18 protein-coding genes are annotated in these 21,712 nt (G+C 64.6%); 8 read left to right on the plus strand and 10 right to left on the minus strand.

Annotated elements, in window-relative coordinates:
* Positions 1-166: 166 nt before the first annotated feature.
* From LSQ66_RS10135 to LSQ66_RS10155, 5 genes are read right to left on the minus strand one after another with little or no spacing between them, the layout of a single operon-like run.
* Positions 167-2,785, minus strand: coding sequence for a M1 family metallopeptidase (locus LSQ66_RS10135; RefSeq protein ID WP_231769655.1), 2,619 nt, complete (start codon positions 2,783-2,785; stop codon positions 167-169).
* Positions 2,786-2,822: 37 nt separating this feature from the next.
* Positions 2,823-4,220, minus strand: a complete 1,398-nt coding sequence (lpdA, locus tag LSQ66_RS10140; RefSeq protein ID WP_231769656.1) for a dihydrolipoyl dehydrogenase — start codon at positions 4,218-4,220, stop codon at positions 2,823-2,825.
* Positions 4,221-4,223: 3 nt separating this feature from the next.
* Entirely contained in the window at positions 4,224-5,525 is a 1,302-nt protein-coding gene (locus tag LSQ66_RS10145) for a dihydrolipoamide acetyltransferase family protein (RefSeq protein WP_231769657.1), read from the minus strand.
* 1 nt (position 5,526) lies between these two features.
* Positions 5,527-6,531 carry an alpha-ketoacid dehydrogenase subunit beta gene (locus LSQ66_RS10150; RefSeq protein ID WP_231770088.1) on the minus strand — a complete coding sequence of 335 codons (1,005 nt, stop codon included), beginning with the start codon at positions 6,529-6,531 and terminating at the stop codon, positions 5,527-5,529.
* 28 nt (positions 6,532-6,559) lie between these two features.
* Positions 6,560-7,792 carry a 3-methyl-2-oxobutanoate dehydrogenase (2-methylpropanoyl-transferring) subunit alpha gene (locus tag LSQ66_RS10155; RefSeq protein ID WP_231769658.1) on the minus strand — a complete coding sequence of 411 codons (1,233 nt, stop codon included), beginning with the start codon at positions 7,790-7,792 and terminating at the stop codon, positions 6,560-6,562.
* 233 nt (positions 7,793-8,025) lie between these two features.
* On the opposite strand from LSQ66_RS10155, the gene LSQ66_RS10160 reads away from it, so the two are divergent.
* The 3 genes from LSQ66_RS10160 (at position 8,026) to LSQ66_RS10170 (ending at position 9,595) form a co-directional block, all read left to right on the plus strand.
* Positions 8,026-8,298 carry a type II toxin-antitoxin system Phd/YefM family antitoxin gene (locus LSQ66_RS10160; protein WP_231769659.1) on the plus strand — a complete coding sequence of 91 codons (273 nt, stop codon included), beginning with the start codon at positions 8,026-8,028 and terminating at the stop codon, positions 8,296-8,298.
* Positions 8,299-8,556 carry a Txe/YoeB family addiction module toxin gene (locus LSQ66_RS10165; RefSeq protein ID WP_231769660.1) on the plus strand — a complete coding sequence of 86 codons (258 nt, stop codon included), beginning with the start codon at positions 8,299-8,301 and terminating at the stop codon, positions 8,554-8,556. It abuts the gene before it with no gap.
* Between the two features lie 100 nt (positions 8,557-8,656).
* Positions 8,657-9,595, plus strand: a complete 939-nt coding sequence (locus LSQ66_RS10170) for a 4-hydroxyproline epimerase (RefSeq protein WP_269449168.1) — start codon at positions 8,657-8,659, stop codon at positions 9,593-9,595.
* Here the strand turns inward: LSQ66_RS10170 and LSQ66_RS10175 are convergent.
* On the minus strand, positions 9,592-10,572 hold the full coding sequence (locus LSQ66_RS10175; RefSeq protein ID WP_231769661.1) for an AraC family transcriptional regulator: 981 nt from the start codon (positions 10,570-10,572) through the stop codon (positions 9,592-9,594). The genes LSQ66_RS10170 and LSQ66_RS10175 overlap by 4 nt on opposite strands.
* On the opposite strand from LSQ66_RS10175, the gene LSQ66_RS10180 reads away from it, so the two are divergent.
* The 4 genes from LSQ66_RS10180 to LSQ66_RS10195 are packed head-to-tail and all read left to right on the plus strand — an operon-like array spanning position 10,510 to position 14,009.
* The gene (locus LSQ66_RS10180) at positions 10,510-11,406 is read left to right on the plus strand and encodes a dihydrodipicolinate synthase family protein (RefSeq protein ID WP_231769662.1); all 897 of its coding nucleotides are present in this window, start codon (positions 10,510-10,512) and stop codon (positions 11,404-11,406) included. The genes LSQ66_RS10175 and LSQ66_RS10180 overlap by 63 nt on opposite strands.
* Positions 11,407-11,417: 11 nt before the next feature.
* Positions 11,418-12,521, plus strand: a complete 1,104-nt coding sequence (locus tag LSQ66_RS10185; protein ID WP_231769663.1) for an NAD(P)/FAD-dependent oxidoreductase — start codon at positions 11,418-11,420, stop codon at positions 12,519-12,521.
* On the plus strand, positions 12,508-12,771 hold the full coding sequence (locus tag LSQ66_RS10190) for a 2Fe-2S iron-sulfur cluster-binding protein (protein WP_231769664.1): 264 nt from the start codon (positions 12,508-12,510) through the stop codon (positions 12,769-12,771). The genes LSQ66_RS10185 and LSQ66_RS10190 overlap by 14 nt, the downstream gene beginning before the upstream one ends.
* The gene (locus tag LSQ66_RS10195) at positions 12,768-14,009 is read left to right on the plus strand and encodes an NAD(P)/FAD-dependent oxidoreductase (protein WP_231769665.1); all 1,242 of its coding nucleotides are present in this window, start codon (positions 12,768-12,770) and stop codon (positions 14,007-14,009) included. The genes LSQ66_RS10190 and LSQ66_RS10195 overlap by 4 nt, the downstream gene beginning before the upstream one ends.
* Here LSQ66_RS10195 and LSQ66_RS10200 read toward each other — a convergent pair.
* The 4 genes from LSQ66_RS10200 to LSQ66_RS10215 form a co-directional block, all read right to left on the minus strand.
* Positions 13,995-15,206 (minus strand): M24 family metallopeptidase, encoded by a 1,212-nt coding sequence (locus tag LSQ66_RS10200; protein ID WP_231769666.1) that lies wholly within the window; start codon positions 15,204-15,206, stop codon positions 13,995-13,997. The two genes, LSQ66_RS10195 and LSQ66_RS10200, sit on opposite strands and share 15 nt — an antisense overlap.
* A gap of 122 nt (positions 15,207-15,328) precedes the next feature.
* Positions 15,329-16,366, minus strand: coding sequence for an arginine N-succinyltransferase (locus LSQ66_RS10205; protein ID WP_231769667.1), 1,038 nt, complete (start codon positions 16,364-16,366; stop codon positions 15,329-15,331).
* Complete coding sequence (locus LSQ66_RS10210; protein WP_231769668.1) at positions 16,363-17,373, minus strand: GlxA family transcriptional regulator; 1,011 nt, start codon at positions 17,371-17,373, stop codon at positions 16,363-16,365. The genes LSQ66_RS10205 and LSQ66_RS10210 overlap by 4 nt, the downstream gene beginning before the upstream one ends.
* A gap of 17 nt (positions 17,374-17,390) precedes the next feature.
* On the minus strand, positions 17,391-18,662 hold the full coding sequence (locus LSQ66_RS10215; RefSeq protein ID WP_231769669.1) for a cyanophycinase: 1,272 nt from the start codon (positions 18,660-18,662) through the stop codon (positions 17,391-17,393).
* A gap of 261 nt (positions 18,663-18,923) precedes the next feature.
* Between LSQ66_RS10215 and LSQ66_RS10220 the strand changes: the two genes are divergently transcribed.
* Positions 18,924-21,677: a TonB-dependent receptor gene (locus LSQ66_RS10220; RefSeq protein ID WP_231769670.1), complete on the plus strand. Its 2,754-nt coding sequence runs from the start codon at positions 18,924-18,926 to the stop codon at positions 21,675-21,677.
* The last annotated feature ends 35 nt before the right edge of the window (positions 21,678-21,712 follow it).

The following is a 21,712-nucleotide window of genomic DNA, read 5'->3' on the forward strand; positions in this document are numbered from 1 at the left end:
GACTCCTCCAAGTTGGGCGATAAGTGGAAGAAATGCTACCCCGCTCGCGCCATGCGCGACGTTACGAATTTACACAGCCAAGGTTTCAAAATCTCTCAGTTGGTCCCTCGAAAAGCAATGGCCCCGAACCGGGGCCATTGCTTTCATTTCGCTTGCTACTGCACGACTACTTCATGCTGTCGAGGGCCGGGCCGATCTGCGGCACGAGCAGCGCGCGCTGCTTGGCGCGCACGCGGATTCCGTTGCCGACACGCTTGGCATCGACCAGGGCATCGGCCGAGAAATGCTCCTTGACGTAGGCTTCCATCCTGTCCGCATCGGCCGCGTTGACCGAGCTGGCGACGACGGCCGGATACATGCGGTTGCCCGCTACCGAGTCCTGGTTCTTCAGCAGCGCATCGCGGTGCTCGACCGCGAAGGACCAGGCCTGGTCCACGTGCTCCGCCGCAGCCACGCCGGGCACCATCATGCTGGTCAGCTGGATCGGCAGCTCCGTGGACAGCGCGATCTGCAGCGTGCGTTCGGACAGTTTGGGATCGACCGCCATTGCCAGCGAACGTGCGAAGCGGTTGCGTTCTTCTACTGACTGCGCCTTCAGCGCCAGGCCCTTGAGGGCTTCATAAGTCGGCTCGTCCGCATAGCGTCCCACCACCGACATTACGAAGCCGAGCGAGGATGGCGGCAGGCTGGCCGGGTCGGCCAGGTAGCGCTGGAAGCGCGCACGCGCTTCGGCAATCACTTTCGCATCGCCCGTGCGGCCCAGCACACCGGCCAGCGCTGTGCGCAGCTGCCTGTCCTCGACGGATTCACCCGGCTTTTCCTCCCAGCCGAGCGCCTGGAACTTTGGCAGCACCAGGTCGGCGATATAGCGGCCAAGACGCTCGCGCTCCGGCGTGCCTTGCGCCAGGTTGTACAGGTTGCCCACATTGCTGAGCAGAGCGCCCCACACGGCAAGGCGCGGTTCGTCCTTGAACTGGCTGGCCAGCGCCAGGTAGCGCGCCAGCGGTATACGTTCGCTCGCCACCATGGCCCAGGCATCGCCCAGCAGCTTGACGCGGCTTGCGTCCGGCAGCCTGGTCGCCATGGCCGCCAGCGCATTGAAGCTGGCGTCGTCGTACTGCACGCGGTAATAGCCCACGCTGTCCGGATCGACGATCAGTTGGCCCTCGCAGCCGGGACGGGTCACGGTGGTGCTGGCGCCGGAGAGCATGGCGTATTCCGCCTTGCCGCCGACCGTTCCCAGCGCGACCGGAATATGCCACAGGCGCTGCGGCACCGGGCTTCCATCCAGCACGAAAGGCTGCTGGGTCAAGGTCACCTTGCGCTGGCCCTTCTCGCAGCGCTGTTCGACCTTCACCACCGGCACGCCCGCCTGGGTCGTCCAGTCCGAGGCCAGCTTGGCGACCGGCTTGCCGGAGGCCTTCTCCAGCGCCGTCCACAGGTCGGCCGTGGTGGTATTGGAGTACTTGTGCTTGGCCATATAGGCCCGGATGCCCGTGCGGAAGGCATCTTCGCCGAGATAGGCTTCGAGCATGTGCAGGAAGGCCTGTCCCTTGCCGTAGGTGATGGCGTCGAACACGCTGTTGGCCTGCTCTTCGTTTTCCACCTTGGTCTGGATCGGGTGGGTGGTGGCGCGCGCGTCGAGGTTCATCACGCTCTCGCGATCGACCATCGCGTCGAGCTGCACACGCCACTCGGGATGGAAGTGGGCCGTGGCCTTGGCTGCCATCCAGGATGCGAAGCCTTCATTCAGCCAGAGGTTGTCCCACCAGGCCATGGTGACCAGGTTGCCGAACCACTGGTGGGCCACCTCGTGCGCGGTCACGGCGAAGACGGTCTGCCTGGTGCTGTCCGGGTTCTTCTTCGGGTCGTACAGCAGTGTGGCTTCGTTGTAGACGATGCCGCCCCAGTTTTCCATCGCCCCGTTCATGCCGGGAATGGCAATCTGGTCCAGCTTGGCCAGCGGGTACGGCACGCCGAAGTAGTTGTTGTAGTAGTGCAGAAGGTCCTTGGAAGCATCCAGCGCGAACTGCGTCGAGCCTTCCTTGCCGATGGTGGAGACGACGCCGATTTCCACGCCGTCCTGCGTGCCTACGTTGCGCGCCATCTCGCCTGCGACCAGCACAAACAGATAGCTCGGCATCTTCGGCGTGACGCCGAAGGATACGCGCTGAAGGCCATTCGGGAGAGTCTCCTGTTTTTCGGCCGGGGTGTTGGAGAAGGCCTTGAAGCTGGCCGGCACGTCCACGGTGAGCTTGAACTTCGCGCGGAACGCCGGCTCGTCCCAGGTGGGCAGCAGGCGGCGCGCGTCGGTCGGCTCCATGGTCGTAGCCAGCAGGGACTTGTTGTCCGCGCCGTTCTTGTATTTCAGGTAGAACAGGCCGCGCGGCTCGCGGTTCACCACGCCGCGGAACTTGAGCGAGAGCGTGTATTTCCCTGGCGCCAGCGGCTTCGGCAGTTTGAAGCTGAGGGTCTGCGCTTCCTTGTCGAGCATCGGCGCCAGCGTGGTTTCGGCCAGGCCCTTGCCGCTCAGGGTAGCCCCGTCGATCTCCATGTTCAAGGCATTGAGCATGATGGCCGACGTGGTCTTCCTTACCTCGATTTCGACCGTTTCCGAACCGCTGAAGGTGTTGTTCGCCACATCCGGCACCAGGTGCGCCGTGTACTGGATCGGTACTACGTCCTTGGGCAGCTTGCCCGGGGTGGCGGCAAAGGAAAACGGCGCTTCGGCCTGGGCGCCTACGGCGGCCAGCGACAAGGCAATTGCGGTCAACGGAAGTCTCATGGATTCTCTCTAGTTTGAAATTGTATGGATTGCTCTGTCAAATATGAAGGGCGTGCCCCAGCGCGCGCAGGGCCGCCTCCTGGATCGCCTCGCCCAGGGTGGGATGCGCGTGAATCGTGCCTGCCACATCTTCCAGCGTCGCCCCCATCTCGATGGACTGGGCAAACGCCGCGGAAAGCTCGGACACCGCCTTCCCCACCGCCTGCCAGCCCAGGATCAGGTGGTTGTCCCTGCGCGCCACCACCCGCACGAATCCGTCTTTCGATTCGAGCGACATGGCGCGGCCGTTGGCGGAGGACGGGAACAGGGCGTCGATGCAATCGATGCCCTGCGCGCGCGCCTGCTGGGGAGTTGCGCCGACCACCACCACTTCGGGATCGGTGAAGCACACCGCGGCGATGGAGGCCGGGCTGAAATGACGGCGCTTGCCGCTGATGATCTCGGCCACCATCTCGCCTTGCGCCATGGCGCGGTGAGCCAGCATCGGCTCGCCGGTTACGTCGCCGATGGCCCACACATCGCGCATGGAGGTGCGGCACTGGTCGTCGACCTTGATGAAATGGCCGTCCATGTCGATGCGCAGCTTTTCGAGTCCGAAGCCGCGCGTGCTCGGCCTCCGTCCCACGGCGACGAGCACCTGGTCCGCAGCCAATTCCGACTCCTCGCCTGCGGCATTGCGGATGCGCACCGCATCGCCCGCCTCGTTCAGGCCAAGCACCGAAGTCCCAAGGTGGGCTTCGACACCCAGGCCCTTGAGCGCAATGGCCACGGGGCGGGTCAGGTCGGCGTCGTAGGCAGGCAGGATGCGCTCCTGCGCCTCCACCACCTGCACCTGAGCTCCAAGCTTCGCGTAGGCGATGCCCAGTTCGAGACCGATATAGCCTGCGCCCACCACCACCAGCCTGCCGGGCACGGTCTTTGGCGAAAGCGCTTCCGTAGCGCTGATCACCCTTCCCCCAAAGGGCATGAAGGGCAGCTCGGTGGCGTGCGAGCCGGTGGCGATCAACAGGTGCTGGCAGCCGATGCGCTGGGGAGTCTCCCCGTCGCGAATCACTTCGACGGTCTTGCCGTCGACGATATTGGCCCAGCCCTTGACGACACGCACGCCGCTTTTCTTCAGCAGCGCCGCAACGCCGCCCGTCAGGCGGCCGACGATGCCGTCTTTCCAGAGCACCGTCTGGCCGATGTCGATACGCGCCGACTGCACGGAAATGCCCAGCGAGGAGCCGCTTGCGAAATGGCTGGCTTTTTCGAACTCCTCGGCCGCATGGATCAGGGCCTTGGAAGGGATGCAGCCGACATTGAGGCAGGTGCCGCCCAGTTCACCGGCTTCGACCAGGGTGGTGGCAATGCCAAGCTGGCCGGCGCGGATGGCTGCGATATAGCCGCCAGGACCGCCGCCGATCACCAGCAGCGTAGTGGTGTGTTGATTCATCGATTACTCCACAAAGAGCATGGCTGGACATTCCAGCAAGGCGCGGATGGCTTGCACGAACTGGGCCGCATGCATGCCGTCGACCACGCGGTGATCGAAGGAGGACGAGAGGTTCATCATCTTGCGGATGACCACTGCCCCTTGGCGCACCATGGGCCGCTCCACGATCTTGTTGACGCCGATGATGGCGACTTCGGGATGGTTGATCACAGGCGTGGTGACGATGCCGCCCAAGGCGCCCAGGCTGGAGATGGTGATCGTGGACCCGGACAGCTCCTCGCGAGTGGCCTTGCCGGTGCGCGCGGCATCGGCAAGGCGCACGATTTCGGCGCCGCAGGCCCACAGGTCGCGCGCCTCGGCGTGGCGCATCACGGACACCATCAGCCCGGCATCGGTCTGCGTTGCGACGCCGAGATGGACAGCGCCGTACTGCGTGACGACACCGGCATCGTCGTCGAAGCGCGCGTTCATCTGCGGGAACTGGCGCAGCGCGATGACGAGCGCCCGCGCCAGCAATGGCAGCAAGGTGAGCTTGCCGCGCTCCCTGCCCCACTGTTCGTTCAGGCGCGCACGCAGGTTCTCAAGCTCCGTGACGTCGATCTCTTCGACATAGGAGAAGTGAGGAATGCGGCGCTTCGACTCCTGCATCTTCTGCGCGATCTTGCGGCGCAGGCCGATCAGCGGAATGGCCTGCTCGGCGTGGTTCTCCCGGTAGCCGCCCGCCACAGCGGACGGTGCGCCCTGGACGCCGCGCGCGGCGTAGGCGTCGAGATCCGCTTGCAGAATGCGGCCTGCCGGGCCGGTGCCGTGGACGAACTGCAGTTCAATGCCCATGTCCCACGCGCGCTTGCGGATTGCAGGGGAAGCCAGCGGGCGTTCGCCGGGTTCGCGCGCCACCCTTGCAGCCGATTGCGCCACAGGGGCAGCGGCAGCAGGCGCCGCCGGTTTTACCGCGGCGGGAGCCGCTGCGGGCGCCGGAGCCACGGGGGCTGGCGCCGGAGCTGGAGCCGCCGCCGCCGGCTTGGCCGGAGCAGCAGGAGCATGCGCTTTCAGATTGCCCTCGCCCTCCACTTCAATATGGATCAGGTCCGCCCCAACGGCCATCACCTGCCCCGCCGCGCCGCCCAGCATGGCCACGGTGCCGTGAACCGGCGAAGGAATCTCGATGGTGGCCTTGTCGGTCATGACATCGCACAGGATCAAATCTTCGGTGACGGTGTCGCCCACCTTCACATGCCACATGACCAGTTCAACTTCCGCGATGCCCTCGCCGATGTCCGGCATCTTGATGACGTGAATACCCATCTTATGCCTCCACCGTGCGTTTGAACGCGGCGCCAACGCGCGCCGGTCCCGGGAAATACGCCCATTCCTGCGCATGCGGGTATGGGGTATCCCAGCCCGTCACACGCTCGATCGGCGCTTCCAGATGGTAGAAGCAATGTTCCTGCACCAGCGACACCAGTTCGGCGCCGAAACCGCAGGTGCGCGTGGCCTCGTGCACCACCACGCAGCGGCCGGTTTTCTTCACCGACTCCACAATGGTCTCCAGGTCCAGCGGCCAGAGGCTGCGCAGGTCGATGATCTCGGCATCGATGCCGGTCTCCCGCGCCGCCGCCTCGCATACCCATACCATGGTGCCGTAGGCGAGCACCGTGAGCTGCTTGCCGGGCCTGAAAATGGCCGCCTTGTCGAGCGGCACGGTGTAATAGCCCTCAGGCACCTCGCCCATCGGATTCTGGGACCAGGGCACGACCGGCCTGTCGTGGTGGCCGTCGAACGGCCCGTTGTACAGGCGCTTCGGCTCAAGGAAGATCACCGGATCGTCGTTCTCGATCGACGAAATCAGGAGGCCCTTTGCATCGTAAGGATTGGACGGCATCACCGTGCGCAGGCCGCACACGTGCGCGAAGACCGCCTCCGGGCTCTGGCTGTGCGTCTGGCCGCCATAGATGCCGCCGCCGCAGGGCGTACGGATGGTGATCGGCGCTGTGAAGTCGCCCGCCGAACGGAAGCGCAGGCGCGCCGCTTCGGACACGATCTGGTCGTAGGCCGGATAGATATAGTCCGCAAACTGGATCTCGATGCACGGCCGCAGGCCGTAGGCGCCCATGCCGATCGCCACGCCAACGATGCCCCCTTCGGAAATCGGCGTATCGAACACGCGCGACTTGCCGTATTTCTTCTGCAGGCCTTCGGTGCAGCGGAATACGCCGCCGAAATAGCCTACGTCCTGGCCGAAGACCACGACGTTTTCATCCTTCTCCATCATCACATCCATGGCCGAACGCAGCGCCTGGATCATGGTCATGGAAGTTTTCACTGTGTTTTCCGCCATCTCAGATCCCCAGTTGCTGACGTTGTACGCGCAGGTGTTCAGGCATGTCCTTGTATATGCCGTCGAACATTTCCGCGGGACTGAAGGTGTGGCCGCTGGCCATGGTGCCGTACTGCTCGGCCTCCTTCTGCGCGGCCAGCACTTCGGCCTCCAGGCGCTTCTGCGTTTCCTCGTGCTCCTGTTCGGACCACGCGCCAGCTTTGATCAGGTACTGCTTGAGGCGTGCTATGGGGTCGCCCAGCGGGAAATGCGACCAGTCGTCGCCGGGGCGGTACTTCGAGGGATCGTCCGAAGTCGAATGCGGGCCGGCGCGGTAGGTCACCCACTCGATGAGGCATGGTCCGAGGTTGCGGCGCGCGCGTTCGGCGGCCCAGCAGGACGCGGCATACACCGCCAGGAAGTCATTGCCGTCCACGCGCAGCGACGCGATGCCGCAGCCTACGCCGCGTGCCGCAAAGGTGGTGTCCTCGCCGCCCGCGATGGCCTGGAAGGTCGAAATGGCCCACTGGTTGTTGACCACGTTGAGTATGACGGGGGCACGGTACACGTGGGCGAAGGTCAATGCGGTGTCGAAGTCCGCCTCCGCCGTGGCGCCGTCCCCGATCCATGCCGAGGCGATCTTGGTATCGCCCTTGATCGCCGAGGCCATGCCCCAACCCACGGCCTGGATGTACTGCGTCGCCAGGTTGCCGGAGATGGAGAAGAAGCCTGCCTTCTTCACCGAATACATCACGGGCAGCTGCCTGCCCTTGAGCGGGTCGCGCTCGTTCGACATGAGCTGGCAGATCATGTCCACCAGCGGGTAGTCGCGCACGATGAGGATGCTCTGCTGGCGATAGGTGGGGAAACACATGTCGTCCACGTTCAGCGCCAGCGCCTGCGCGGTGCCGATGGCCTCTTCGCCCAGGCTCTGCATGTAGAAAGACATCTTCTTCTGGCGCTGCGCCATCAGCATGCGGCTGTCGAAGATGCGGGTCTTCATCATGGCGCGCAGGCCCTTGCGCACGACCTCGATATCGATCTGCGGGGCCCAGGGCCCAACGGCATTGCCCTCGGCATCGAGCACGCTGACCAGGGAGTACGCAAGATCGCGCGTATCCATGGGCGCCACGTCCACCTCGGGACGGCGCACTGCGCCGGCCGGCGACAGGCGCAAATAGGAAAAATCGGTTGCACAGCCTGGACGTCCCGTCGGTTCGGGCACGTGCAGGCGAAGCGGTTCGCCCTTGCTCATTTCTGATTCCTTGATGTGCGATTGTGTCGCACTTTGCGGTGATCAATCCCGGCAGGCCTCACGCGGATAGCGCCGGCCTGCGGGCACGAAAACATTTCCTCAAAAGCAATGATAGCGTAGCACGCTTTCCCGCCCTCAAGAAGGGGCGCGCGTTCGAGTTGTGCGCTCCTTAAAACGCGAATACACTGAAACTTGTACGATTAGACGTACAGGTTTCCCACTCGGAGTCACCAATGAGAATTGTCAATTTTTCTGATGCCCGCAACAGCCTGCGGGCTGTCATCGACCAAGTGGTTGAGGACGCTGACGTCACCGTTATCGCGCGACGGGACGCACCTGACGCCGTGGTGATGTCCCTCGATCATTACAACAGCCTGATGGAGACCGTGCACTTGCTGAGTTCCCCTGCAAACGCTGCCCATCTTGCCAAATCCATTTCGCAGGCACGCGCAGGCCAAGCGAAGCAAAGGAGATTAGTCGGCGCTTCCGACGCCATGGACCCGTAAATGCGCAGCGTGAAGTTCACGGATGAGGCTTGGAAGACGTACCTCTTCTGGCAGACCCAGGACAGAAAAACGCTCAAACGTATCAATGACCTGATCGAGGCCGCGCAAAGAGATCCTTTTGCAGGCTTGGGTAAGCCTGAAGCGCTCAAGCACAGCCTTAGCGGATACTGGTCCCGGCGAATCGATGAAACCAACAGGCTTGTCTACGAAGTGCAGGATGATGAGCTGATCATCATTTCCTGCCGCTATCACTACTGAAAGTGTGCCATTTTCAGCGCGATCATGCCGCAAAACGCACAAGACCGCACGCATCCCGGAATGTAGCCTTGCGCCTATAGACTCCACTCTTAATGACACGATGAAAACGATCACAATCATTGACTCCCATACCGGGGGCGAACCTACCCGGCTGATCGTGGATGGAGGTCCTGATCTCGGCCGAGGTCCTTTGTCCGGGCGCCTTGCCCTGCTGCGTGACCAGTACGACCACTTCCGTACTGGCACCGTGTGCGAGCCGCGCGGCTCGGATGTCCTGGTCGGCGCCTTGCTGTGCGAACCGCATGCCGAGGATTGCGTGGCCGGGGTGATCTTCTTCAACAACGTGGGCTATCTCGGCATGTGCGGCCATGGCACGATCGGCCTGGTCGCGTCGCTTGCCCACCTCGGACGCATCAAGCCAGGGCGGCACCGTATCGACACGCCTGTGGGCGTTGTGGTGGCCGAACTTCATGCGGACGGTTCGGTGAGCGTCGACAATGTCGAATCCTACCGGCTGGCAAAGGACGTGCAGGTCCGCGTCCCCGCTTACGGCACCGTCACGGGCGATATCGCGTGGGGCGGCAACTGGTTTTTCCTGATCGGCGAGCACAGTCTCGAACTCGGCTCCGGCAATATCGGCGCCCTGAGCACATTCGCGGAAGCGGTCATGCAGACCTTGCACGATCTGGGCATCCGCGGCGCCGATGGCGCACTGATCGACCATGTCGAACTGTTTGGTCCATCGCAACAGGCGGACAGCAGGAACTTCGTGCTGTGCCCGGGCAAAGCCTACGACCGCTCGCCATGCGGCACCGGCACCAGCGCAAAGCTGGCCTGCCTGGCTGCGGACGGCAAACTGGCGCCGGGCAGCGTGTGGCGCCAGGAAAGCATTATCGGGAGCGTCTTCGAGGCCAGCTATCGCCCGGCAGGCCACGGCATTGCGCCGACGATTCGCGGGAGCGCATGGATCAGCGGCGAAACGCGGCTGCTGTTCGAGGACAGCGATCCGTTCGCATGGGGCATCCCCGCCAGCAGCTAGGCGATTCCTTTCGCAACCTGAATGCCATATTCGGTCGGCGTCATTCCGACGACCGACTTGAACTGGCGGCTGAACGCGCTGTGGTCCGTATAGCCGCATTCGTAGGCCACATCGGCGATCCTGCTTTCCGGCTTCTTCTCGATGATGGCCCTTGCGGCTGACAGCCGGCACTGCACCAGCAGCTGGCGCGGCGAGTGATGGAACACCTTCTGGAACAGGCGCTCCACCCGCGACAGCGACAATCCCGCCTGGTCCGCCAGCTCCTGAAGGCAGATATTCTGCTGATAGTTTTCATGGATGTATTCGGCGATATGGGCAATCTGCCGATACGCGGGATTCGGGTCGTCCGGCATGCCGAGATCGCGCGAAGTGCCGATCAGGCCGAGCACCCGGCCGTCCTTGTCACGCAAGGGCATTTTCCGGGTGATGCACCATCCGCGGCTGCGTCCGGGATAGATGTGCAGTTCGAGGTGCTTGTCGATGGAGGCCCCGCTTTCGATCACCTTGCGGTCCTGCGCGACGTAGGTCTCTGCCAGGGCCCGCGGGAACAGGTCCAGCGCAGTCTTCCCGATCACGTCCTCCTTATGCCTTACTCCGCAACGGCGCACCATTGTGCGGTTGATGCCAAGATAGCGCCCTTCCCTGTCCTTGACGAAGAACGCCACGTCGTCCAGGGCGTCGAACATGGCCTCGATGGCGCCGATACTGATCGATTCCAGATCGCCAAAGCCTGGCTCATTGATCATTTCCACTTCCTCCTGAGCATGAATATATGCGCTTCGCGGCGGCTTGGCAACGCCGTTTCGGCCTGTGCCGATTTCGGCCTGCTTGCCGCACGCATCGAGCAAGACCGGCGCCTCCCCAAAACGTAGGATGATGCTTTCGACACATACGAAGACAAAGGAGAGTTGGTCATGTGGAAAGGCGTTCTTCCAGCGGTCACGACGAAATTCCAGGAGAGCGGCGAGCTCGATCACGATGAGATGATGCGCTGCTTCCAGCTCCAGATGGATGCCGGTGTGGACGGGCTCATTGCGTGCGGCTCGCTGGGCGAAGGCCCCATGCTGACGCACGACGAGCGTATCGAGGTCCTCAAGCTGTGCAAGGAGGCGAGCGGCAGCAAGCCCTCCCTCCTGACCGTGGCCGAGGCGGCGACCCAGGATGCCTGCGCCCTGGCCCGCAAGGCGGCGCGCGCCGGCGCCGATGGTTTGATGGTGGTTCCGAGCACGATCTACCATACCGACCCGCGCGAAACGGTGGCCACGCTGACGGCCATCGCCCGCGCCAGCGACCTTCCCATCATGATCTATTCCAACCGCCTGGCGTACCGCGTCGACGTGACGGTCGAGATCATGGAGGAGCTCGCCAAGATCGACCAGATCGTGGCCGTCAAGGAGTCCTCCGACGACATCCGGCGCAGTACCGATATCATCAACCGCTTCGGCGACCGTTTCGACCTGCTGACCGGCGTGGACAACCTGGCGTTCGAAGCGCTGGCGGTTGGCGCCACGGGCTGGGTGGCCGGCCTGTGCCTGGCCTTCCCCGACGAAACGGTGGCGATCTATCGCCTGATGCAGGCCGGCCGCCACAGCGAAGCGCTCGACATCTACCGCTGGTTCCGTCCCCTGCTGGACCTCGACGTTTCCACTTACCTGGTCCAGAACATCAAGCTGGCGGAAACGCTGGCAATCGGCTCCAACGACCGGGTGCGCGCGCCGCGCCTGCCGCTGGCTGGGGAACGGCGCGCCAGCGTGGCCCAAACCATCCAGGCGGCCATCGCCCGCCGCCCGGCACTGCCTGCCCTGGTGTGACGAAGCCTGACGTGATCGTGGTCGGCGCCGGCATTGTCGGCGCCGCGTGCGCCGTCGAACTCCAGTCCCGGGGGCGCCAGGTCCTGCTCGTCGACCGGCTGTACCCGGGCGCAGGCGTGACCGCCGCGGGCATGGGCCACCTGGTCGCACTGGACGAGACTGAAGACGAGCTCGATCTATGCCTCCTCTCCCTGAAGCACTGGGATGCCTATCTCCGCGACAAGGGCGGCTTGGCCGAACACAGCCGCTGCGGGACGCTGTGGGTGGCGGAAGACGAAGACCAGATGGCGCACGCGGCTGCCCGTGCGGAAAAGCTGGCGCGAAAGGGCTGGCAGGCCAGCCAGCTGACGGGCGCCCAGGTGGCGGCGGCCGAGCCTTCGCTGCGCGGGGGCCTGGCAGGCGGGGTCCTGGTCAGTGCCGACGGCGTCGTCTATCCGCCGGCGGTCGCGAGGGACCTGGCCATGCAGCTGCTCGCCATGGGCGGCAGAACCATGTTCGGCGCAGCGGTCAGGGCCATCGGCGACCGCTGCATCGAGCTGGATAGCGGACAGCGTATCGATACCGGGGACGTGGTGCTCGCAGCAGGGAACGGCGTCCCCCAGCTGCTTCCCGATATGCCCGTCTTCCCCCGCAAGGGGCACCTTGCCATCACGGACCGCTACCCCGGGCGGCTCTCCCATCAGGTCGTCAGCATGGGCTATGGGCAGACAGCAGCCGGAAGCGACGCGCTGGCCGTGGCGGCCAATGTCCAGCCCCGCCCCACCGGGCAATGGCTGATCGGCTCGTGCCGCCAGGATGGCATCGAGAATACCGACCCCGATCCCAGGGTCCTGGCCGCCGTGCTGCGCAGCGCCATCGCGCTGCTGCCCTGTCTGGCGGAGATGCGCATCCTAAGGAGCTGGACAGGCATGCGTCCCGCCACCCCTGACGGCAGGCCCATCATCGGGCGGCATCCGGCCCGTGCGGGCACATGGCTCGCGGCGGGGCATGAAGGCCTGGGTGTGACCACGGCGTTCGGCACGGCGCAGCTGCTGGCGGATCTCATGTCGGGCCGGCCGCCTGCCCTCGCCACCGATCTCTATTCACCATCGAGGTTCATTCATGATCCAGCCTGACAGCAGCTGCGCCGTGACCGTCAATGGCATATCCGTCCGCGTTCCGCCCGGCGCATCCGTCGCCGCTGCACTTGTGGCGGCCGGAACCCTGTGCACCAGACGGTCGGTGACGGGGCAAATGCGCTTTGCCTTCTGCGGCATCGGGCAATGCCAGGAATGCCGGGTCAGCATCGACGGCCAGCCTCACCGGCTTGCTTGCCGCACCAGCTGCAAGGAGGGAATGCACATCGTCACCGGAGGAGAGGGATGAAGCTCCACATCATCGGAAGCGGACCGGCCGGCCTCGCCGCGGCGGAGGCGGGCCTGGCAGCGGGGGCGCAGGTATGCCTCATCGACGACAACCCGGCGCCAGGAGGCCAGATCTGGCGCGGCGGCCCCGGCGCCTGGACCGACCCGCGCGCCAGGGCCCTGTGGGAGCAGGTGAAGGACCACCCGCGCCTGACGCAGCTGCAGACAGCCCAGGTGGTCGGGGCGGTCGCCCCCGGGAGCCTGCTTCTGGAGAACGAAACTGGCGGAACCCTCGTGCAGTTCGAGCGCCTGATCGTCTGTTCCGGCGCACGGGAAGTCGTTTTGCCCTTCCCCGGCTGGACCTTGCCTGGGGTTACCGGCGCTGGCGGGCTGCAGGCGCTGATCAAGGGCGGCATGGCGGTGCGTGGCCGCCAGGTGGTGGTAGCCGGTTCCGGCCCGCTGCTGCTCGCCACGGCGGCCACGGCGCTGGCGGCGGGAGCCCGGATCGAGGCCATCGTCGAGCATCAAGGGCTTTCCCGGCTAAGCCGGTTTGGCTTCGGCCTGGCGCTCAGGCATCCCGGCAAGCTCCGGCAGGCGGTCTCCCTGTTCGCCGCACTGCGAGGCATTCCTTACCTGGCCGCTGGGCAGATTGTGGAAGCCCGGGGCCCGGACGCGCTGCAGCGTGTTGTCGTCCGGACGCCGCGCGCCGTCAGGGAATTCGCCTGCGATTTCCTCGCTGCCGGATTCGGCCTGAGTCCGAATACCGACCTAGGCCAGTTGCTCGGCTGCGCCATCGCCGGGGGCGCGATCGAGGCGGACCAGCGCCAGAGAACTTCGGTGCAGCATGTCTGGGCTGCCGGTGAATGTACCGGCATCGGAGGCGTGGACAAAGCGCTGATAGAAGGCCGGATCGCGGCGCTCGATGCGCTGGGCCTGGCGCCGACTGCCCGCGAATTGTCCGTCCGCCGCCAGTGCCACGATTTTTCCGCCCTGCTTGCGCGCAGTTTCGCGCTCCGGCCCTCGCTGAAAGACATGTGCAGGCCAGAGACCATCGTGTGCAGATGCGAGGACGTCACCGCTTCCGCACTGGGCCCGCATGGCGGCTGGCGCGAGGCGAAGCTCGCTACGCGCGTGGGCATGGGTGCTTGCCAGGGCAAGACATGCTCCGCAGCGTGCAGCTTCCTGTTCGACTGGACCGGGCCAGGCGCGCGCATGCCGATCATGCCCGCCAGCGCGGGCGCCCTGTCACAGATTGAATGAGGCCCAGTCTTCGAGGGACGTGGCGGGTTGCGTAAACCACTTCGGTCCCTCCGCCGTCATATAGAAGTGATCTTCCAGCCGGACGCCGAATTTCCCCGGCACACAGATCATAGGTTCATTCGAGAAGCACATCCCCGGTTCAAGGACACGCCGCTCGCCGCCTACCAGATAGGGCCCCTCATGGATATCGAGGCCGATGCCGTGCCCCGTACGATGCGGCAGGCCCGGCAAGGCGTAGCCGGGGCCGAAGCCATTGGCCTCCAGCGAGCGGCGTGCCGCCTTGTCCACTTCCTCGCAAGCCACGCCCAGTTGCGCCGCCTCGAAGGCCGCGGCCTGCGCCTGCTTCTCGGCATTCCAGACAAAACGCTGCTGCTCGCTGGGTTCGCCGAACACATAGGTGCGGGTGATATCCGAGATGTAGTTGTGAACCTTGCAGCCGGTGTCGATCAGCACCGTGTCGCCGCGCTTCAGCGTCTGCACGTAGTTGACGCCGTGCGGGTAGGAAGTCGCCTCGCCAAACAGCACAATACAGAAGTAGGAGCCGCTCGCGCCGACCCGCCTGTGCGCGAGATGGATGAACTCCTGGACTTCCGCACTGGTGATGCCTTCGTGCAGAATCGACGCTGCGGCACGTTGTACCGCCATCGTCATGTTCATTGCGCATTGAATCAGGGCCAGTTCCGCCTCCGACTTGCGCATGCGGCAGAACGAGGTCACCGGATGGGCGCTATGCAGGCTGTAGCCGGAAGCCGCAGCACGTATCGCCTCGAACAGGAACAGCGGCGTGCTTTCGTCGATGTAGAGCCGGGGCGCGGCAAGGCCGCCATGTTCGTCCAGTATCTGGCGCAAGACCTGCGCCGGATCTTCATGTTCTTCCCAGCAGCGGATATCGCCTTCGACGACCATGAACTGCCGGATCGTACCTTCTTCGAACCTGGGCGCGATATACACCAGGTCCCCCGTGGCCGGCAGCACGGCTCCTACCATCCGCTCGCTGGGGCTCCAGCGGACACCGGAAAAGTAGGTCAGGTTGCTCCCCGCATTAAGGTACAGGGCGCCGATCTCGTGACGCCGCATGAACTCCTGGGCGCGCCTGATCCGGGAGCGATGCTCACTGGCCGTGATCGGCGTAGCGCCTTCCGTCATCGTCGTCAGGCGATCCAGTGCCGCCTGGCTGGAAATTCCACCAATACTCATTGCATCTCCATCGAAATGTGCATAGACAGGCAGCGATTCTATGCCAGCACACTGCAACGAACACACGGCTGTGCCGATTTCCCCGATTTCCGGCGTCGAATTTTCCAGGCGCGGCGCGAGCGCTAAGGGAATACGTCGTCCACGCGCACGGCACAAGCCAGGGCGCCTTCGGCCAGTGCCAGCCGCTCGAACGCCGGGGGCCGTATCTGCAGGATATCGTCGAGGAACTCCCCGTGCGCGATCGTGGCGCGGAAGCCTTCGCGCTCCATATTGGCGACCAGGCAGGCCTCGGCCGACACATCTGCTTCGGCACGCAGCCGCACATTGTGGGCCGACACCACGGAGCGCAGCATGGCGACGCGCGCTTCCGCAATCGGACCGCCATCGAAGATGTCGACGTAGGAGTCCACATCGAAGCCTTCCGCCACCAGAATACCGAACGGCAGTTCGGCGTCCGGATGCAGCTGGCCCATGGCCCACTGGGCGTCCTTTGTCAGCAGCGACACATAGACAGGCATGCGCGGCATCAGCTCCGCAATGAAGCTCTTGGACCGGCCACCCGTACGGTGCTCGGCCTCGGGAAACGGCATCTTGAAGAAGCGGTGTCCCAGCGCATCCCACACCGGGCTGTTGCCTTCCTCGTCGCACAGGCCGGGGTTCTCCGCTCCTATCCGTTCTGCGAACAGGTGCGGGTAGTTGCGGATGAAGAGCAGCCGTCCGCGCGACAGCAGTTGGGGCGCGAGCGTATCGCCATATTCGGGCTCGATGTAGAAGGAACTGAGCAAGGTGTGGCCGGAGAGGTCTTCGCACAGGCGCAAGGTGTGCTCCCGATTGGTGATGCCCAGTTCCTCGCTCGCGTGCGCGAGAAACTCGTTACGGTAGCAGTAGAAGCGGCCGTTCGAGGCCGCCCTGGCGACGATGCCGCTGGTGCCCACCACCCGCCCCGCCTGCAGGTCCTCCAGCACGAAGTGGTAGATTTCGTCGCCGTTCGGCGCCTCGCTGCCAGCGAAGGCCTTGATCGAACGTTCGACCCGCGCCGCCAGCCGGGCACGATCGGGTTTCAGGGTACGGATGCCGAATGTCGCGGCCCTGGAGAATTTTTCCATGGCATCGAGATCGTCCAGGGTCGCCGGACGCAACAGGTAGTCCAGGTGCTTCATTCCATCTCCTCTCCGGCGTTATAGGTCTCGACCAGCGGCATGGCATGCCGGGCACGCTCCTCGCGCGGAGTGCAGCCAAAGTAATTGCGGTAAGTGGTGGAGAAATGCGAGCCCGAAGTAAACCCGCAGGCCAGCCCCACTTGCTGTATCGAGAGCGTGGTCTGTCTTAACTGGCGGCGGGCGTGCTTGAGCCTCAGCTCCAGGTAGTAGCGCGAAGGGAAGGTATCCAGGTGCTGGCGGAAGAGCCGTTCGAGCTGGCGGCGCGACACTCCCACCAGCTGCGCGATGTCTTCGGCAGGCAGGGGCTCGGCCAGATTGGCCGCCATGAGTTCCAGCGCATCCTTGAGCCGCGTGGACGCCACCGCAGGCTGCGCCGACGCGCGCACGGGCTGGCGCTCGTCGCCCCCGCGCAGCCGCTCCAGCCCCAGCACCACCGCCACTTCGGCCGCAAACATGCTGCCGTGCCGCTTGCCCAGCCAGTGCAGGAGCAGGTCGATCACCGCTGCGCCGGCGCCGGCGCTGATACGGTTGCGGTCAAGCTCATAGAGCCCCGGTGTGAACACCGTATCGGGATAGCGCCGCACCGCCTCCGCGTGACATTGCCAGTCGATGGCGGCACGGTAGCCATCGAGCAGCCCGTGCTGCGCCAGCACCTGCGCGCCCATGCCGCAGGCCCCCAGTACCCACGCTCCGTTCTCCCCAAGGCGGCGCAACTGCTGCCCCAGCTGGTGGCTGGACGCTTCGCTCAAACGCCCGTCGATGCGCTCATCCGCGATCAACAGGAGCAGGCCGGGAGACTCGCCACCCAATCCGGCCAGCGGCTCCGCAGCGAGCGTGAGGCCACATTGCGACGGAGCAGCCTCGCCTTCAGGGCTGAATTGGCGCAGCCGGTAAAGGAACTCCCCTTCGACCTCATTGGCAGCCGTAAACGCGGCACGCACGGCCCCCAGCGTGAACAGTGAGAAGCCGGGCAGCAAAACCAATGAAACGGAATAGGGATTCCCCATGCTTTATTCCCAGATCATTACCACGCCTGATAGAAGGGGACCTTCAGGCGCACCGGCCGCACATCGAGCCGCGCATCGAAGATCGTATAGTCCTTGTCGTCCAGCCCCGCATTATCCCAGCCATGGGTATGCTCGTCACGCCGCAGCGTGAATTCGAAACCCAGCTCCGGCGCGGGATCGGCCACCTGTGCATCGGGCAGCTGTTCGAGGTCGAAGGCGATGCCGCGAACATGGTCGCGCGGACCATCCACCAGTTGCGCCAGGGCCCGCAGAATGGCGTTTTCGCCGAGAATGTCGGTAAAGGCAGGACGGATATATTCCAGCTCGGGGGCAAAGCCGGGCTGCCGGAACCTGATCTCGCCCCGCGCCTGTTTGGCTGGCAGCACCTGCCCCTTCAATTTGGCCAGGTCATAGCGGTCGCCGTTATCGAGGTAGGATATCCTTACATTGCTTACGTTCAGGGGCCCCGCTTCCTGTGTCGCCTGGCGCAGGTCCAGCAGGAGCGCCCCGCTGGCGCCCACAATCTCGATTTCGCTTCCGTGAATGATGGCTGCGGTATTTTCGTCCACCCCGAGTCCCACCTTGTAGCCCTTGGCCAGCATGAGCGCCAGCATGCGCCCCACCCTGCCCCGCTTGAGGAAATGCTGGTCGATGAACAGCTGGTCGCCCACAAAGCCCAGCCCCCGGTCGATCTCCTTCCCGTCGCGCATGACGCCCTTCATCACCTGCACGGGATTCATCGCATCGCGGAACATGGTGCTGCTCATGATGGCGGCTCCGGCGCTGCTGCCCGCAATGACGCCGCCGCGCGCCTGCAGCTCGCGCACGGCTTGCAGCACGGGCGATGCCACCCCGTCCGGATTCAGTACATCGGCCGTGCGTTCCTGCGCGCCTCCGGTAAAGAACACGCCCGTGGCGGCGCGGATCCGGGCCACATTCTCAGGGTCGGCCGCTGCCCGGCGTGCGGATTCCAGCGTTTCGCCAGCCCAGCGCGGCGCGATCTTCAGCAGCTCCGCCTGGGCGCCGCGGCGCCGCAGCTGCTCCACCGCGTCCGCGCCCGAGGTTTCGGGACGCGACGAGGCGGTTGGAATCACCACAAACCGCGCCGCGGAGCCCCCGGCCAGCTGCACCAGGCGCTGGCGTATGGCCTCGTTGTCGGAGCGCACGGCGCCGCCCATGGGTATGACCGTGCCAGCGACAGGCTGGAACGCCAGCGCCCGCGGCGCTTCCGCCGCATGCGCAAGGGAACCCAGCAATTGAACGGACAGCAGCATCAACAAGGACTTCACGGCAAGCTCCTTCACACTCGAATTGCAGACTATGTTGCCACCGATCTGGCAATGGCAGCCGGACAGGCTCCCCGGTTTGCGCACATTGGCAATTGGATGTCGCACTGTGGAAAGTCCGCAACAGATGATAGCTTCCTTCATTGCAACAATGCGACACGGCTTTTCCACAGAGCGACCCCGGCAAGCCCAGGCAGGCGCAAGCATCACAACGTTGCATATACTGAAACTGTTCCATCCCCCCCACTTACGAGGACAGATCGCATGAAAACACCTGGCAAGCAAAATACGCCTGCATTCCGCCGCTCCCGCTGCGCCCATGCTGTACTGCTCGCGCTTGGCGGCATGAGCCTGGCCGCATACGCGCAAACCATGCCGCGCGTGGAAATCACCGGCTCCAGTATCAAGCGCATCGAAGGCGAAGCCGCGCTGCCAGTGGAAGTGATCAAGCGGGAGGACATCGAGAAGTCCGGCGTGACCACGGCGGCCGAACTGCTGCAGAAAATATCCTCCAACGTGGGCGGGCTGACCGATGGCGCCAGCGTCAGCGACGTTATGGGCGGCCAGCGCGGCTTCAACGGGGCCAACCTGCGCGGCCTGGGCGTTTCAAGCACCCTGGTGCTCCTGAACGGCCGCCGCATGGCCAACTTCGCCAGCCCCGGCGACAACTCCGGCGTGGACCTGAACAATATCCCCTCCGGCGCCATCCAGCGCGTGGAAGTGCTCAAGGATGGCGCTTCGGCGATCTACGGCACCGACGCCATGGGCGGCGTCATCAACTTCATCACCCGCAAGGACTATCGCGGTGGCGAGGCCAGCGTGTATGCGCTGGGTACGGATGAGGGCGGCGGCGGCAAGAAGTCCGCCTCGCTCTCCGGCGGCTTTGGCGATTTGAGCACCGACCGCTACAACGTGTTCGGCGCGCTGGACGTGCAGGAAACGGACCGCCTGGCCAGCTCCCAGCGCAAGTTCATGCAGGAATACAGCCTGCCCGACCGCCTGTCGCCACAGCTGTCCAGCTACTCCTTCCCGGGCAATGTGGACCTGACGGCAGCGCAGCTGGCGACGCTGAACAAATCGGGCTACCTGAAGGGTTCGGGCCCCGGCGGCGTCTGGGCGCCATCGCCCGGCCGGCGCGTGAACTTTGGCAAGGACTCCTGCGTGAACGGCAGCCCGAACGTGGTGCGCCCGCTCGGTCCCGGCGGCACGGAAGGCTGTTCCTACAACTACATGGGCGACTCTGAAGTCTATCCCGACTCCAAAAAGCAGAGCTTCATCGGCCGCGCCACCTTCCAGGCGGCGGACGCCCACCAGATCTTCGCCGAAGTCCTGCTTAGCAGAGCCGAGACCAGCTACGCCGCCTCCCCCGCCACTTCGGGCAGCATCAACGGAACGAGCACCGGCATCTACCTGCCAGCCGACCTGCAGGCGAAGACCGGCATCACCACTCCGGTCAACTTCCGCTTCCGCCTGACCGACGCGGGCCGCCGCACCTCGGAAGTGACCAGCAAGGCCTCCCGCTTCCTGCTGGGGGCGACCGGCAAGGTGGGCGACTGGGAATACGACACGGCCTACAACCACAGCGTGAACAAGGCCACCGACCTGGATATCGACGGCTGGGTTTCGCGCAGCAAGATGCTGGCGGGTATTGCCAGCGGCAAGTACAACCCCTTCGTGCCTGCCACGGATGATGCAGGCCGCAAGTTTATGGATTCGATCAAGATCCATGGCGCGGCGCGCATCTCGAAAGGCACGAGCGACAGCGTGGACGGCAAGCTGACCCGCCCACTGATGGCGCTGGGCGGCGGCGATGCCATGCTGGCGGTGGGCGCGGAACTGCGGCGCGAGAAGACGGCGTTCACCTCCACCGAGGCGCTGCGCACGAACGACGTGCAGGGCGACCGCGCCAGCTCCGACGAACTGCTGGCCGACTCGTCGAACTCGCGCCGCATCACCGGCATCTACACGGAGATCAATGCGCCCTTCAGCAAGGAATGGGAAGGCCAGTTCGCCATTCGCCACGACCGCTACAAGGGCGTGCATGATCCGCTGACCAAGGTCACCACGCCGGAACTGAAGACCACCAATCCGAAAATCGCCCTCAGCTACCGCCCGAGCAAGGAAGTACTGGGCCGCGCCTCCTACGGCACCGGTTTCCGCGCACCGTCGATCGCCGAACTGTTCCTGCCGGTGCGCTCCGGCACCACGGCCAGCTTCGTGAAGGACCCGGTCTCGGGCGAAGTGGCGCAGTTCGACCTGGACCGCTACGGCAATCCGCAGCTGAAACCGGAAAAGTCCAAGCAGTTCTCGGCAGGCGTGGTGCTGGAACCCAACCGGAACTGGAACGTCAGCCTCGACTACTGGAAGATTCGCAAGACCGACATCATCTCGGAGATCGGCGAGCAGACCGTGTTCGACAACCCGGTCTACTACAACGATCCGGAGATTGTGGTGCGCGACGAGGACGGCCTCGTATCCTACCTGCAGTTCAAGAAGGAGAACCGCGGCAAGCTCAATACGTCCGGCCTCGATCTCTCGCTGAACTGGCGTGGCGACGCCACGTCCGTGGGCCGCTTCAGCGCAAGCCTGAACGGCACGCTGATCACCGAGTACAAGTTCCAGTCCGATCCCCACTCGCCGATGACGAGCGGCTTGGGCGTGTTCCGCGACGACAAGGCCGTGCAGCGCTGGCGGCACAAAGCCAATATCGACTGGACGCAGGGTGCGGTCAACCTGAGCCTGGGCCACACCTTCTTCTCCAGCTATCGCGACCAGAACATCGAAGGGCTGGCCGATCCGGGCTGGAACGACCGCGATGTGAAGGCCTATTCGCTGTGGGACCTGACGGGCAGCTACTCGTTCAACAAGAACCTGAAGCTGCGCGCCGGCGTCATCAATCTGTTCGACACGCCGCCGCCGTTCACCAACCAGTCGCGCTACTTCGAAGTGACCTGGGATCCGACCTACGGCGATCCGCGCGGCCGGTCGTTCTTTGCGAACCTGCAGTACAAGTTCTAAGGTCCGCTTCAATGCCCTGCCAGCCCCTCCCGTGG

The sequence above is a fragment of the Massilia endophytica genome (assembly GCF_021165955.1).
Taxonomy (GTDB): domain Bacteria; phylum Pseudomonadota; class Gammaproteobacteria; order Burkholderiales; family Burkholderiaceae_D; genus Rugamonas; species Rugamonas endophytica.

What these genes read in the sequence shown, in the direction of transcription:
- LSQ66_RS10135 (WP_231769655.1), bottom strand. Translation starts at nt 2,785, where the DNA reads ATGAGACTTCCGTTGACCGCAATTGCCTTGTCGCTGGCCGCCGTAGGC.
- lpdA (WP_231769656.1), bottom strand. Translation starts at nt 4,220, where the DNA reads ATGAATCAACACACCACTACGCTGCTGGTGATCGGCGGCGGTCCTGGC.
- LSQ66_RS10145 (WP_231769657.1), bottom strand. Translation starts at nt 5,525, where the DNA reads ATGGGTATTCACGTCATCAAGATGCCGGACATCGGCGAGGGCATCGCG.
- LSQ66_RS10150 (WP_231770088.1), bottom strand. Translation starts at nt 6,531, where the DNA reads ATGACCATGATCCAGGCGCTGCGTTCGGCCATGGATGTGATGATGGAG.
- LSQ66_RS10155 (WP_231769658.1), bottom strand. Translation starts at nt 7,792, where the DNA reads ATGAGCAAGGGCGAACCGCTTCGCCTGCACGTGCCCGAACCGACGGGA.
- LSQ66_RS10160 (WP_231769659.1), top strand. Translation starts at nt 8,026, where the DNA reads ATGAGAATTGTCAATTTTTCTGATGCCCGCAACAGCCTGCGGGCTGTC.
- LSQ66_RS10165 (WP_231769660.1), top strand. Translation starts at nt 8,299, where the DNA reads ATGCGCAGCGTGAAGTTCACGGATGAGGCTTGGAAGACGTACCTCTTC.
- LSQ66_RS10170 (WP_269449168.1), top strand. Translation starts at nt 8,657, where the DNA reads ATGAAAACGATCACAATCATTGACTCCCATACCGGGGGCGAACCTACC.
- LSQ66_RS10180 (WP_231769662.1), top strand. Translation starts at nt 10,510, where the DNA reads ATGTGGAAAGGCGTTCTTCCAGCGGTCACGACGAAATTCCAGGAGAGC.
- LSQ66_RS10190 (WP_231769664.1), top strand. Translation starts at nt 12,508, where the DNA reads ATGATCCAGCCTGACAGCAGCTGCGCCGTGACCGTCAATGGCATATCC.
- LSQ66_RS10195 (WP_231769665.1), top strand. Translation starts at nt 12,768, where the DNA reads ATGAAGCTCCACATCATCGGAAGCGGACCGGCCGGCCTCGCCGCGGCG.
- LSQ66_RS10200 (WP_231769666.1), bottom strand. Translation starts at nt 15,206, where the DNA reads ATGAGTATTGGTGGAATTTCCAGCCAGGCGGCACTGGATCGCCTGACG.
- LSQ66_RS10205 (WP_231769667.1), bottom strand. Translation starts at nt 16,366, where the DNA reads ATGAAGCACCTGGACTACCTGTTGCGTCCGGCGACCCTGGACGATCTC.
- LSQ66_RS10210 (WP_231769668.1), bottom strand. Translation starts at nt 17,373, where the DNA reads ATGGGGAATCCCTATTCCGTTTCATTGGTTTTGCTGCCCGGCTTCTCA.
- LSQ66_RS10220 (WP_231769670.1), top strand. Translation starts at nt 18,924, where the DNA reads ATGAAAACACCTGGCAAGCAAAATACGCCTGCATTCCGCCGCTCCCGC.